Source organism: Mycobacterium dioxanotrophicus (assembly GCF_002157835.1).
Classification (GTDB): Bacteria; Actinomycetota; Actinomycetes; order Mycobacteriales; family Mycobacteriaceae; genus Mycobacterium; species Mycobacterium dioxanotrophicus.
In genome coordinates, this window is the sequence record NZ_CP020809.1 from 7,083,908 (window position 1) to 7,096,831 (window position 12,924).

The following is a 12,924-nucleotide window of genomic DNA, read 5'->3' on the forward strand; positions in this document are numbered from 1 at the left end:
TTGACTATGACGTTACGTCCGAGTGTGCGATGTAGGCGTGACGACTGAACCGACTGAGAAGCGGACCCCGACGCTCCTCGAGCGCATGGGCGGTGTGTCCGGGCTGGTGTACGCCAGTGTGCCGACGTTCACCTACGTGATCGTCAACGCGATCGCGGGATTGAACGCAGCGGTCGCGGTCGCCGTCGGCACCAGCGTCGGCCTGATCCTGCTCAGACGCCAGCGAAAAGAGCCCGTTCAACCAGCCGTGTCCGGACTGCTCGGTGTCGTCATCGCCGGGTTGATCGCGCATTACACCGGCTCTGCCGAGGGCTACTTCCTGCCGGGAATCTGGATCAGCCTGGCCGTGGCCGCGGCGTTCACCGTTTCGCTCGTGGTGCGGCGCCCATTGGTCGGTGTGGTGTGGAATCTGATGCGCAGCGGCGGGCCCGATCCAGCGTGGCGCGCCGACAAGGTCGTCCTGCGCGGCTTCGATGTGGCGACACTGGTGTTCGTCGCCGTGTTCGCCGGGAGATTCATTGTCCAGCAGTGGCTTTACGACGCCGGCAGCACCGGATGGTTGGCGATCGCGCGGATCGCAATGGGCTATCCGCTGCTTGGCCTGGCGCTTGTGGTGGTGTCCTGGGCCGTCCGTCGCGCGAACCGGCGCCCCGGCGTGCGCGTCGCCCCTCCACACAAGCCAGGGCCTTCAGAGTCACGACCGGGGCGACGGATCTAAGCACCCACTGGACCTGGGCCTCGAATCCCACACTGGTGTAGGCATAATCGGGGATCGTCGCGCGGTCCTTGTATATCGACCACGTGCACACAGGCGCGTCGACGAAGACCGCAGGCGAGCGTGGATTGTTATCTCCGAGCCTGCCGCCGCGTTCTGACGTTCTCGACTGTGGCGGAATCCTGCGCCGCTGCTCACGTTGTTCGACTAGATTCCGGCCGGCTGGCGCGACACCGCGCCCGCCAGGACCAGCACCGACAGCCAGAAGGCGAACAGGGCGAGCCCAGCCGCGACGGGCGAGCGCCACTCGGCCACCAGGCCCGCCAGTCCGACCCCGGCCGGTACGGCCCCCTGAAGACAGGCGTTCTGCAGGCTCAACACGCGGCCCCGGATTCCGTCCGGGATGCGTTGAGCCTGCAGCACACCCAGGACCGCCCCCAGCACCGAGTTGCCGATACCGAACAGCGCGGCGCCCGCGAACACCCAGCCCGGACCGACCAGTGTGGCGAGCAGCAGGAATCCCGCCGTCGTCCCGGTCAGCGCGCACATCAGCCACCGCCGCCGCGACATCCGCGCGCTCACGCCGGCGAACACCGTGGTGCCGACCAGCATGCCGACTGCCAGGGCAGTCAGTACGAAACCCAGTAGATCGGGTCGGGACAACCCGCTGAAGTACAGCGGTAACACCAGGCCCTGCAGTCCGCCGAGCGCGACCGCCAGCCCCACGGTGAGGGCGACGGTGCTGATCAGGAATCGGCTGCCCCGCAGGGCAGTCGCGCCGACGGTCAGTCGACCCAGCATCGAATCATGTTCGGCGGCATCACTTTCCACGGATCCGAGACGGCGTGGCAGGGTCGCGGTGACCAGAGCTGCTGCCGCAGATGTCGCCGCCGTCACGAAAAGCACCGTGCTGCCGCCAAACAAAGTGAGCAGTGCGCCCGCCGCGGCCGGCCCGATCACCAGTGCCGCCGAGGTCATCGACTGACGCAGGCCGATCAGCCGCTCCAATGGCACCCCGGAATGCCGGGCCACCGCCGGCACCATCACCTGCCGGGCCGTCATACCGGGGACGTCGCCGAACGATCCGAGGATCGCCAGCGCCACCAGCCAACCGATGGTCAGTCCGTTCCCCATGTCTACCAAGGGGATCGCTGCGACTGCGGCGGCCGACACCAGATCCGAGATGATCGAACAGGTACGCCGGTTCACCCGGTCGATCAGTACCCCGGCGCACAGTCCGACCAACAACGCCGGCACCGCGGTCGCTGTCGACACCGCGCCGACACTGAGCGGGCTCCCGGTGGTCTGCAGCACGATCAACGGCAGTGCCACCGCCAGGATTCCGTTGCCGAGGAAGCTCAGAAAATGAGAACTCAGGTAGGCGACGGCAATCAACGGCATTCGTCCACGAGACGCTGTGCCGCTGCGGCACGGTCAAGTCACTCTTGACTGTGCCGCTACGTCCGGGTGTTGCATGGCCAGTGTGACGACATTACTGACCGATTCCGATTACGCGCGCGCCGAGCAGATGCTATTCCCGCACCGTGCCCGGCGAGTGCCGGGCACGGTGCTGACACCCCAGTGGTTCGCCGACGGTGCCCGATTCTGGTACCGGATCGGGACCCGCTACGTCGCGGTCGATCCCGATGCGAAGACGCGTGGCGCCGCCTTCGACCACGACGCGCTGGCCGCCGCACTGTCGGTGGCGGCCGGGCAGGCGGTGACCGGTGACGATCTACCGATTCTGGCCGTGGATATCCGCTCCGACGACACGGTGCTGTTCAGTGCATTCGGCCGGAATTGGAAGTGGGCGGACGGCGCCTGCACTGAATCCCAAACGGCTACAACCATTCCGGGTGGGATTCTGTCACCCGATGAGCGGTACGTTGCGTTCCGCCGTGACGGTAACATCTGGGTCCAAAACCGGGCGGATGGCACCGAACATGCCCTTACCGAGGACGCCGAACCGTATTTCGACTACGGCGGCCTGCCCGGCACCACCGGAGCACGGGCGCTGACCCGTGCGCTCGGCCTACCGCCGCCGATGATCCTGCACTGGTCACCCGATTCCACCCGCATCCTGGTGGCGCACATCGATCAACGCGAGGTACCCGAACTGGTGCTCGTGGAATCAAGCCCGGCCGACGGCGGTCGGCCCGTGGAACACCGCACCCGCTACACGATGCCCGGCGAGAACACCGTCGCGACGATGACCTGGAACGTGCTCGATGTCGAGCAACGCACGATCGTCCGGCAGCAGACCGAGCCGACACCGATCATGCACAATGTCGCACTCGTCTACGCCTGGTGGAGCGGCAAAGACGTACACTTCCTGCACCAATCACGCGATGCCCGCACCCTGGAACTGCGTCGTCTCGACCCGTCGACAGGTGCGGTCAGCACGCTGATCACAGAAGCCGGCGAAACCCGGGTCGACCCCACCGTGCTGCTCGGCGACCCGCACATGGTGCGGGTACTGGACACCGGCGAGATCGTATGGTGGTCGCAGCGCGACGGTTGGGGCCACCTGTACCTCTACTCGGCCGACGGCGCCCAGGTCAGCCGAATCACCGCCGGGCCGTGGCTGGTGAGCAGTCTGTTATGGGTCGACGAGAAAGATCGACAGCTGTACTTCACGGCCAACGGTCTCATCGAGGCCGACCCCTATCTGCGGCAGCTCTGTCGAATCGGACTCGACGGCAACGGATTCACCCGCCTCACCGATGACCACCTGGACCATGACACGGTCAGCCCACCGCAAGGCGGCTACCTGGTGGACCGAGCCTCGAGCCCGAGCCAGCCACCACACACGGCGGTACTCGACGGTGAAGGCCGAGTGGTGGTCGAGCTGGAGGCACCCGACACCGAAGACCTCAAGATCCTTGGCTGGCAACCCCCGGAGCGGTTCCGAGCGACCGCAGCGGACGGTAAGACCCCGATCTACGGCCTGCTCTGGCGACCGCACGATCTGGACCCGGACCGAACGTACCCGATCATCGAACACATCTATCCCGGGCCGCAGCTTTACCGCGCCGGACCGATGTTCAACCCGCCGCACTATGGCGAGCCGGAGGCCTTCGCCGCGCTCGGATTCGCGGTGGTGGCCATCGACGGTCGTGGAAGTGCGGGGCGCAGCAAGGCATTTCATGACCACTCGTATGGAGATCTCGGCAACGCCGGTGCGCTGGACGACCATATCGCCGCAATCCGCGAACTCGGACAGCAGTATCCGTGGCTGGACACCGCCCGAGTCGGGATCACCGGACAGTCCGCTGGCGCATTCGCCGCGGCGCGTGCCGTGCTGCTCTATCCGGACTTCTACTCGGTGGCCGTCGCTATCTCAGGCAATCATGACAACGCCCTCAACCTGGCGATGTGGGCTGAGCACTACCACGGCGATGTCAGCGCCGAAGGCAAAGCGGCGATCTCGAACGTCACGCTGGCCGCCAACCTGAAAGGCAAGTTACTGCTCATCCACGGCGAACTCGACGACAACGCGCACCCGTATATGACGATGCGGCTCGCCGATGCACTCATCAAGGCGGACAAGGACTTCGACCTGATCATGATTCCGGGTGCCGAGCACTCGCTGATTGGTTGGCTGCACTATTCGCTACGTCGTACCTGGGATTACTTTGTGCGGCATCTGCACGGCAGCGAGCCGCCCGGTTACCGACTACAGCCGCTGCTGCTACCCTCCCTCGGCTGACCGGCGCACGAACTCACCGGACCGCTTCAGCACATCCAGCTGCGCCGGGTTGTGGAGATCGGACATGGCCAGGTCTATCGCCCTGTCCGCGTACCTATTTCCCCGTGGTGCTCGCGCCAGCGACACCACGTCACCTCGGTGAAGTCCCTTTGGTCGGCGCCCAGTCCAGCGATTCAACAGCCGACAGGCACGAGAAAGACCCTTAATTCAATGGCACAGCATCATTTTCGGCTCGCCACTACCGCCGAATACCAATGCTGGATCGGATGGAACAACTTTGCGGCGACAGTGCGGCTCTGCCGGTCTGTAAGCACAATCTCGGCGCTCACGTCCGACGGGCGACCCACACGGCGCGTTGAGTGCGTACCGCTAGGTCGTTGCGGCCCAAGATGCTTAGCGGGCCGTCGATGTCGAGCAGCTGATCCATCGCAATGAGGTCATCGGCCGAGAGTGCGTCGGCTGCGGCCCTGCGCATGCTGCGGAGACTGAGCTGTGCATAGCGGCCGACTGCCTCGAAGTGCGATTGCTCGGCGTTGACGGTGATCATGCGTTGCCCTTCGATGGTGAATCCGGCAGCGGTGAGCCTCGGTCCCCAGTCGGCGCCTCGGTGGGGTAATTGGACGGCGTTGCGGCGGTCAATCGCGGTGTGGCAGCGTTGCTCCAGTCCGGGTCGACCCACGGGGGCATCGTCGGGCAGAAACCGGGGGAGGCCGACAGGTTCGACAACGACGAAGAGTCCGCCGGGAGCGGCAGTGTCATGAACCCGGCGCAACGTGTCGTCGGGATCGGCCATGTGGTGCAGGGCGGCCGACGCCCACACCAAGTCAGGCTCGCCGAGATTCGGCCATGTCGCGTTGAGATCCGCCTGGACGATACTCACACGGTCGGCCACTCCAGCCTCGCAGGCTTTTTCTCGCACGCGGTGCAGGTGACTGACCGAGGAGTCTACGGCGGTGACGTGCGCCTCGGGGAAGCGTGCGAGCAGGGCGAAGGTGCCCGTGCCGGTGCCGCAGCCTAAATCCAGGACATGGCGGGGGCTCGCTTTGAGGGACAGCCAGGCGGTGAGGGATGCAGTGTGCCGGGAGAGTAGTTCGGCGTCGAGTTCGAGGATCTGCGCTTGGCACTGAACTTCACAACTACCTGGGCGGTGTGCGCCGCGGTCGTGGGCGGATAACGTCATGTCTCGACGATAAGTCGAAATGCGTTTCACGCACCGTACCTTGCGTATGCGGCAAGACGAAGGTTGTTCGAGCGGACGAATACGCAAGCGGCCGCGAAACGCGTGAGCGAGTCAGTAACCGTAGCTAATTTTTCTCTGCGCTCATCTCCTTGTCGGATTGGTGCGCCCGGCGGGCGTCGCGGTCGAAGATGCCCAAGATTTCGCACGGTCCACCCTCGGCGCCGATCGCGTGCGGCAGCATGGTCGGGAATTCGGCGGCCTCGTTGGTCTCGACCCGCAGGCGACGATGGCCCAGCATCAGCACCGCGGTGCCGGACAAGACGACGAGCCACTCTTGCCCCGGGTGGGCACGCATGCGTGCGGGATTCTCCGGGGGCGGGTTCGTCATGCGCGCGCGCATCACGGTCATGCCCGCATTCGCCTTGATCGGCCACCGCATAATCCCGTGGGCCGCATCGATTGTCGGGTGGGAGATGACGTCGTCGGTCTCGGTTTCGACCAGATGGTCCAGGGAAGTGTCCAATGCTCGAGCGAGCGTGACGAGTTGATCCAAGGCGAGGCGCCGTGAGCCGGTCTCGATGCGACTAAGCGACGACGGACTAATTCGCGCTCTGGTGGCCAACTCGTCCAAGGACCAACCCTGTGCAACACGCAGCGCCCGGATGCGCTTGCGCACCAGGCTGTCCAGATCCCCACTTTCTTGCGTCATAAGCATGAGCATATGACGCAACAGCAAGGCGTGCCTACGCTCGCCTCCAGACGATGCGCCGTCGTTACAGGCAACGATGTTGGCGGGCAAGGCATTTGGGGAGTCCGACTCTAATACCTCGGCGATGATCGTTTTGGAGAGCGACAGCCACTCGGCGAGGAAGCACATCGCTACTACGACGGTCTGATCAAGCAGTTCGAAGCCGACACCACGCATGTCGAGCACGTCCACGACTTCTGGGGTGATCCGCTAACCGCGGGGGGTGCGCAGAGCCCCGACGGCGATGCAGTCTGGGTCGACGAACTTCGACACGGTCTGCGGCGAGCTCAGCATGTTCTGGATGGTCTGGACGACGGTCTCGGGACCGACGAGCGGTACAGAGGCCCGCGTCGACGCCTCCACATCGTAGGCCTTGGCCATGACCGCAGAGTCGATGCACAGAGAACGACCCTTGTCCTATAACGCTACGAGAAGTAGCGTAACTCGCCGTGACGCGAAGCTTCCATGTCGGCCGGCCCTTCAACACCCCAACGGCCGACATCGCTGCAGCACTCGAAGAGGTCAGCATTCCGACACTGCTGCTGTCGCTGGTGCACCTCACGGGCGACCCGCGCTACATCCGAGACTTCAAACAGGCCGGCCTGTTCCTCAATGAAGTCCAGGGCTTCATGAGCGAGGAGGACAAGGCCCGGGCGCGTGCCGAAGCACTGCCGGTGATCGTCGACTACCGCGACCGCGGCTGCCCGGTCCCCGAACCGCTTCCCGACGAACTGGTCCGGGAAATGCTCGACTGGGCGGCCTGCGAGCCGGTAGATGCCGACAACCTGCCGCTGGTCCTCGAAGAACTCGACCTGCAGGGCACCGACCCCCGCCGACCCGCCACCTTGGATCCGCAGCAAGCCAAGGACTTTCACGTCATCGTCATCGGTTGTGGAGAATCGGGGGTGCTGGCCGGGGTGCGGCTCAAACAGGCGGGCCTGCGGTTCACCATCGTGGAGAAGAACGCCGGCCCGGGTGGAACCTGGTGGGAGAACAGATATCCGGGCGCCCGAGTGGATGTCGCGAACCACTTCTACTGCTACAGCTTCGAACCCAGCAACCACTGGGATCACTTCTTCGCCGAGCAGCCGGAGCTGCGCCGGTACTTCGAAAGCGTGGTGGAGCGCCATGAGCTGCGGCCGCGTATCCGGTGGAACACCGAAGTGCTGTCCGCAGCATGGGACGGCGACGTGTGGAACCTCACCGTGCGCTCTGCTGACGGCACCGAGACGGTGAAAGCGAACGCGGTCATCACCGCGGTCGGCCAGCTGAACCGGCCCCGAATACCGGAGTTCCCCGGCGCCGCAACGTTTGACGGCCCATCGTTTCACTCCGCGGCGTGGGATCACAACGTCGACATCACCGGCAAACGGGTCGCGCTGATCGGAGCCGGCGCCAGCGGCTTCCAGATCGCTCCCGCGATCGCTGACAAGGTCGCTCATCTCACGGTGTTCCAGCGCACCGCGCAATGGATGTTCCCCAACCCGATGTACCACGAACCGGTGAGCGACGGCGTCCGCTGGGCCATGGAACACCTGCCGTATTACGGCCGCTGGTACCGCTTCCTGCTGATGTGGCCCGGGGCGGACAAGGGCCTCGACGCCGCGCGGGTCGACCCGGACTATGCCGACCAGTCCAACGCCGTCAGCGACATCAACGCCATCGCCCGGGTGATGTTCACCGACTGGATCACCACCCAGGTCGGGGATGACCCCGACCTGCTGGCCAAGGTGTTGCCCGACTATCCGGCCACCGGCAAGCGCACCCTGCAGGACAACGGCAGCTGGCTGAGCACGCTCAAGCGCGACAACGTCGAGCTGGTGCGCACCCCGATCGAGAAGATCACGCCGAGCGGGGTCGTCACCACAGACGGAACGACACATGACGCCGATATCATCGTGTACGCCACCGGGTTTCGGGCCACGGATGTGCTGTTTCCGATCACCGTCACCGGCCGCGACGGCATCGTTCTGCACGAGATCTGGGGGCAGCGTCCCTATGCCTACCGCGGTATCACCGTCCCCGGCTTCCCCAACTTCTTCATGACGTACGGCCCGGGTACGCATCTCGCGCACGGCGGCAGCCTGATTCTCAACTCGGAACTGCAGATGCATTACATCGACCAATGCCTGGCGCACCTGGTCAACGCGGGCGTGCGGACCATGGAGCCGCTCCCCGAGCCCACCCGTGCCTGGCACGAGCGGTCGCAGCAAGCCATCCGGCGGACCGTGTGGGCGCATCCGTCGATCAAGCACTCGTATTTCAAGAACGCCGACGGCGAGATCCACACGGTGAGCCCCTGGCGGCTCAGCGAATACCGTTGCGCCATCGACAAACCCGTGTGGTCGGACTTCAGATTTGAGGAGGCGTGAGTATGCGCGCAGTTGTCGTCGACAGCTCCGGTCAGGTCAGTGTCACCACCCGACCCGATCCGGTGCTGCCCGGCCCCGACGGTGCTGTCGTCAAGGTGGACGCCGCCTCGATCTGCGGCTCCGACCTGCACTTCCTGGAGGGCCACTACCCGATCTTCGAACCGGTCGGCATCGGGCACGAGGCCGTGGGAACGATCGTCGAACTGGGTTCAGACGTCACGACTTTCGCCGTCGGCGACCGGGTACTGGTGTCCTCGGTGGCCGGCTGCGGCCACTGCGCGGGATGCGCCACGCTCGATCCCATCCGGTGCGTCCACGGCCCGCAGATCTTCGGCAGCGGCGTCCTCGGCGGCGCGCAGGCCGATTTTCTCGCGGTGCCCGCCGCGCAGTTCCAGCTCCTCGCCTTGCCCGAGGGCATCAGCACCGAGCAGGCCCTGCTGCTCACCGATAATCTGGCCACCGGCTGGGCCGCTGCCAAACGCGCCGACATCCCCATTGGCGGTACCGTCGCGGTGATCGGTCTGGGCGCGGTCGGCATGTGCGCCGTGCGTAGCGCGCTAACCCTGGGGGCGGCAAGGGTTTTCGCCGTCGACCCGGTGCAGGCGCGGCGCGAGCGCGCGGAATCGTGGGGTGCGACCGGGGTGACACCGCCGTCGGCGCAACCCGTGCGGGAAGCCACCGGCGGTCTCGGCGCCGATGCGGTGATCGACGCCGTCGGCTCCGACGCCTCGATCAACGATGCGATCGAGTCGGTGCGCACCGGTGGCACGGTCTCGATCGTCGGCGTGCATGATCTGCAGCCGTATCCGATGCCGGCGCTGGCCTGCCTGATTCGTAGCCTCACCCTCCGACTGACCACCGCACCCGTGCAACAGACCTGGCCTGAGCTGGTGCCGCTGCTGCAGGCCGGCCGTCTCGACGTGGACGGCATCTTCACCACATCCTTCCCGCTGGACGCGGCGGCCGACGGCTACGCGGCAGCGTTCGCCCGCTCCGGCGAGCACCTGAAGATCCGGCTCGACCCGTAACTGCGCGTGATCCGCACCACACGGGAATAAATCGGGCACCCCGATTGGTTCCACGGGGTCGTGTGTAAACCGAACCCGACTGCTGACTGCTTGCGCCCGGTGCGAACTCGCCAGACGACAGACACGGACGGGCTCGGCTGATGCGTCAGGGTCCGCTGGCGGGGCGCTATCCCGCGGTGGCCGCGATGGTCACCCTGGCACTGATCCCCTATCTGGCGTTGTCAGCGGCGATGGATCCGCTGGTGCCGATCATTTCCGCGCAACTGCACATGTCGGCGCAGGCCATGAGCCTGAGTTCGGGCCTGGGTAACGCCGCGTACGCCGTCGGAACGGTCTTGGCGGTCCAGTTCGCCCAGCACCTGCCCCAGCGCCGAATGATGCTCGTGTATGCGGTGCTGCTTGTCGTGGGTTCGGTGACGGCCGCGGCGGCGCAGAACGGCGGCATGTTCATCTGCGGGCACGTATTGCAAGGTCTGGCCACCAGCATGCTGCTGATCGCCGCTGCGCCCCCGCTGACCATCGGGTTCCCGAGGGAGAACCTCCGGCATACCGCGGTGATCATGAACATGTGCGTGTTCGGGGCGGTGGCGCTCGGCCCGTTCATCGGCGGCGTCCAGGCCGAATCCCACGCCTGGCGGCCACTGTTCTGGATCATCGCCGCGATCGCCCTGGTGGCTCTGGTGATGGCCGCCTTGACGTTCGAAGACGCGCCACCGGCGGACCTCGATGCGCCGCGCGACATGACGGCGATCGGTCTGGCCTCGGTCGGCTGTGCCGCAGCCTTCGTCGGCGCGTCGCAACTGACCAGCCATGGTTTCGGCGACTTGGCGGTGAGCGCACCGATGCTGGGCGGGCTGGCGCTGATCGTGGTCTTGATCGTCTATCAGTTCCGGGCCCGCCGGCCATTGCTGACGATCCGGACGATGCTCACCAGTTCGATCCCGGTCGCGGGCGTCGGAGTCGCACTGTTCGCCGCAGCCGCATCGGTGGCGGCCACCGCGCTGACCGCCGAGGTCTTCCTCCAGACGTTCAGCCCGGTGCAGGTCGGGCTGATCTATCTGCCCGAACTGGGCGGAGCCGTCGTCATGGCTTTTGTGTTCGGATTCGTCATCTCGCGCAAGGCGATGCACTACCTGCCGCTGGTGGGCATGGCCTTGCTCGCCGCCGGGATCTTGCTGTTCCGGATGGCGCTGCCCGCCAATCAGCCGCTGGCGCTGGTCGCGTCGGCATTGACCGGGCTCGCGTTGGGCGCCACCGTTGCCCCGGCATTGTTTGTCGCAGGCTTCTCGTTGCAGTCCAACAGCCTGCAACGCGTGTTCGCGATCATCGAATTGTTGCGTGCTGTAGCCGCTTTCATGGTCGCCCCGATCTTCGCGTATTTCGCAGCGTCGGCCTCGGGCGGTTTGACCCAAGGGACCGACGACGCACTGTGGATCGGATTCTGGCTCGCCGTCGGTGGTGCGGCCTTCGGGGTTGTCGTCTACGTGCTCAGCGGAGCCCGGCCCCAGACCCCGGACCTGGACAGGTTCCTCGACGGCGAGTCTCCGGCCTGGTATTCGCCGCCGCTTCTCGCCCGGATCCGTCGCGGCGTGCCTTCGCCCGTCGTTACCGAACGTGCGGCCGCGTCAGTGCCCGAGCACCAGGGCGCGTCGGAATCGGGGGGTCCGGTGCTGATCGCTTACGACGGCTCAGAGCGCGCGGCATGTGCGATCCGGCAAGCCGCAGCCCAGCTGTCGACTCTGCGCGATGCGGTGGTCGTCTGCGTCTGGCAGCCCGTCGATGTCGGATTCATCCCCACGGGGGCCGGGCATTTCGACGCCGATCAGGCCACCGAGGTGCGACGCGCCGCCGAGCAGACAGCCGCCCACGGAGCGCGGCTGGCCGAGACGGCCGGATTCACAGCACGCGGCGCGGCGATCGAAGCGGCGCCGACGTGGAAAGGCATCATCGAGGCGGCCGACCGGCACCACGCCAGCCTGATCGTGGTCGGCCCGCACCGGCGCAGCGGATGGCTGGGACATCTGGAGGGCAGCGTCGCGGCCTCGGTTGTCGCACATTCCCCCACACCCGTGTTGGTCGTCCCCGAACAGACCGGCGCCTGGCTCAGTCCCGAACTCGAGCGCAGCCGCGCCTAGGTGTTGTCCTGCGCGTGCTTGCGCAGGTTGTCCCGGAGTTTGACGACGCCACGCTGCATGGCGCGGAACTCCTCGGGCTCCAACCCGGTGGCCGCGACCAGATCCATCTCCAGCCCTTGCTGACGAAGCTTGCGGCCGGCATCGGTGAGGCTCACGACCACCTGCCGTTCGTCGTCGGGATCACGTTCGCGGGTCAGGTATCCCATCGATTCGAGCTTCTTGAGGATCGGCGTCAGTGTGTTGGATTCGAGAAACAGCTTCTCACCGAGGCTGCCGACGGTCTGACGGTCCTGCTCCCACAGGGCAACGATCGCGATGTACTGGGTGTAGGTGACGCCGAGCTTCTCCAGGATCGGCTTGTAAGCCTTGCCGTAGGCCAGATTGGCCGAGTAGATCGCAAAGCACAGGAAGTCGGAGAGCTGCGGAGTGTCTTTCCTCACGATCCCGATTATATCGGATCCGATTCAATCGGATGGGATGACAAACGCCGCGTCGGTCGTTAATATCAGGCGAGTCCGATTAGATCGGGTCCGATCAATAAGAACCGGGAGACTTTCATGACCGCACAGACCGCCAACGTTGTCTACACTGCCAAGACCCACACCACCGGCGGACGCCAGGGCGAGTCCTACAGCTCGGACGGCAACCTCGACATCCAGCTGACCCCTCCGGGTGGCAACGGTGCGGGCACCAATCCCGAGCAGCTCTTTGCCGCAGGGTGGTCGGCCTGCTACCTGAGCGCCATGGGTCTGGTCGCCGGTCAGCACAAGGTCAAGTTGCCCGCCGACACCGCGGTGGACGCTGAGGTCGACCTGCTCAATTCCGACGGCGGGTTCTCCCTGCAGGCGCGGCTCAATGTGAGTGTTCCCGGGATCGATCGTGAGCTCGCCCAAACCATCGCCGACGAGGCACACCAGGTCTGCCCCTATTCGAAGGCCACCCGGGGCAACATCGACGTCACCATCACCGTCGTTTGATCTCATAACATCAAATGGCCACGTGCTGCACGCTTTTTCGTCATGCGTGTGCAGCACGTG

11 protein-coding genes and 1 pseudogene are annotated in these 12,924 nt (G+C 65.6%); 7 read left to right on the forward strand and 5 right to left on the reverse strand.

Annotation, left to right across the window (positions count from 1 at the left end):
* Positions 1 to 37 precede the first annotated feature (37 nt).
* A complete protein-coding gene (locus BTO20_RS34330; protein WP_232490948.1) occupies positions 38 to 718 on the forward strand; it encodes a DUF3159 domain-containing protein in 681 nt (226 codons plus the stop codon).
* 204 nt (positions 719 to 922) lie between these two features.
* Here BTO20_RS34330 and BTO20_RS34335 read toward each other — a convergent pair whose 3' ends face one another.
* Entirely contained in the window at positions 923 to 2,116 is a 1,194-nt protein-coding gene (locus BTO20_RS34335) for an MFS transporter (protein ID WP_087080693.1), read from the reverse strand.
* Between the two features lie 82 nt (positions 2,117 to 2,198).
* Here BTO20_RS34335 and BTO20_RS34340 point away from each other — a divergent pair, with 82 nt between their 5' ends.
* On the forward strand, positions 2,199 to 4,424 hold the full coding sequence (locus BTO20_RS34340) for a S9 family peptidase (protein ID WP_087083082.1): 2,226 nt from the start codon (positions 2,199 to 2,201) through the stop codon (positions 4,422 to 4,424).
* 325 nt (positions 4,425 to 4,749) lie between these two features.
* Here the strand turns inward: BTO20_RS34340 and BTO20_RS34345 are convergent, their stop codons facing one another.
* Together BTO20_RS34345 and BTO20_RS34350 are read right to left on the reverse strand one after the other, a co-directional pair.
* On the reverse strand, positions 4,750 to 5,604 hold the full coding sequence (locus tag BTO20_RS34345) for a class I SAM-dependent methyltransferase (protein ID WP_087080695.1): 855 nt from the start codon (positions 5,602 to 5,604) through the stop codon (positions 4,750 to 4,752).
* Between the two features lie 124 nt (positions 5,605 to 5,728).
* Complete coding sequence (locus tag BTO20_RS34350; protein ID WP_087080697.1) at positions 5,729 to 6,325, reverse strand: helix-turn-helix domain-containing protein; 597 nt, start codon at positions 6,323 to 6,325, stop codon at positions 5,729 to 5,731.
* A gap of 34 nt (positions 6,326 to 6,359) precedes the next feature.
* Here BTO20_RS34350 and BTO20_RS40830 point away from each other — a divergent pair.
* A pseudogene (locus BTO20_RS40830) lies at positions 6,360 to 6,610 on the forward strand (MMPL family transporter); the annotation flags it as partial.
* Here BTO20_RS40830 and BTO20_RS40835 read toward each other — a convergent pair.
* A complete protein-coding gene (locus BTO20_RS40835) occupies positions 6,563 to 6,733 on the reverse strand; it encodes a hypothetical protein (RefSeq protein WP_232490949.1) in 171 nt (56 codons plus the stop codon). The pseudogene BTO20_RS40830 and the gene BTO20_RS40835 overlap by 48 nt on opposite strands.
* A 68-nt stretch (positions 6,734 to 6,801) precedes the next feature.
* On the opposite strand from BTO20_RS40835, the gene BTO20_RS34360 reads away from it, so the two are divergent.
* The 3 genes from BTO20_RS34360 (at position 6,802) to BTO20_RS34370 (ending at position 11,887) form a co-directional block, all read left to right on the forward strand.
* Positions 6,802 to 8,724, forward strand: coding sequence for a flavin-containing monooxygenase (locus tag BTO20_RS34360; protein ID WP_087080699.1), 1,923 nt, complete (start codon positions 6,802 to 6,804; stop codon positions 8,722 to 8,724).
* Positions 8,725 to 8,726: 2 nt separating this feature from the next.
* A complete protein-coding gene (locus BTO20_RS34365; RefSeq protein WP_087080701.1) occupies positions 8,727 to 9,752 on the forward strand; it encodes an alcohol dehydrogenase catalytic domain-containing protein in 1,026 nt (341 codons plus the stop codon).
* A 140-nt stretch (positions 9,753 to 9,892) separates the two neighbouring features.
* Positions 9,893 to 11,887 carry an MFS transporter gene (locus BTO20_RS34370; protein ID WP_087080703.1) on the forward strand — a complete coding sequence of 665 codons (1,995 nt, stop codon included), beginning with the start codon at positions 9,893 to 9,895 and terminating at the stop codon, positions 11,885 to 11,887.
* Here the strand turns inward: BTO20_RS34370 and BTO20_RS34375 are convergent.
* Positions 11,884 to 12,327, reverse strand: coding sequence for a MarR family winged helix-turn-helix transcriptional regulator (locus BTO20_RS34375; RefSeq protein ID WP_087080705.1), 444 nt, complete (start codon positions 12,325 to 12,327; stop codon positions 11,884 to 11,886). The two genes, BTO20_RS34370 and BTO20_RS34375, sit on opposite strands and share 4 nt — an antisense overlap.
* Before the next feature lie 117 nt (positions 12,328 to 12,444).
* Here BTO20_RS34375 and BTO20_RS34380 point away from each other — a divergent pair, with 117 nt between their 5' ends.
* Positions 12,445 to 12,864, forward strand: coding sequence for an organic hydroperoxide resistance protein (locus tag BTO20_RS34380; RefSeq protein WP_064945098.1), 420 nt, complete (start codon positions 12,445 to 12,447; stop codon positions 12,862 to 12,864).
* Positions 12,865 to 12,924: the final 60 nt, after the last annotated feature.

Bases quoted from the DNA above. Each gene is read 5' to 3' on its own strand.
- BTO20_RS34345 (WP_087080695.1), bottom strand. From the start codon at position 5,604: ATGACGTTATCCGCCCACGACCGCGGCGCACACCGCCCAGGTAGTTGT.
- BTO20_RS34335 (WP_087080693.1), bottom strand. From the start codon at position 2,116: ATGCCGTTGATTGCCGTCGCCTACCTGAGTTCTCATTTTCTGAGCTTC.
- BTO20_RS34370 (WP_087080703.1), top strand. From the start codon at position 9,893: ATGCGTCAGGGTCCGCTGGCGGGGCGCTATCCCGCGGTGGCCGCGATG.
- BTO20_RS34365 (WP_087080701.1), top strand. From the start codon at position 8,727: ATGCGCGCAGTTGTCGTCGACAGCTCCGGTCAGGTCAGTGTCACCACC.
- BTO20_RS40835 (WP_232490949.1), bottom strand. From the start codon at position 6,733: ATGGCCAAGGCCTACGATGTGGAGGCGTCGACGCGGGCCTCTGTACCG.
- BTO20_RS34350 (WP_087080697.1), bottom strand. From the start codon at position 6,325: ATGCTCATGCTTATGACGCAAGAAAGTGGGGATCTGGACAGCCTGGTG.
- BTO20_RS34380 (WP_064945098.1), top strand. From the start codon at position 12,445: ATGACCGCACAGACCGCCAACGTTGTCTACACTGCCAAGACCCACACC.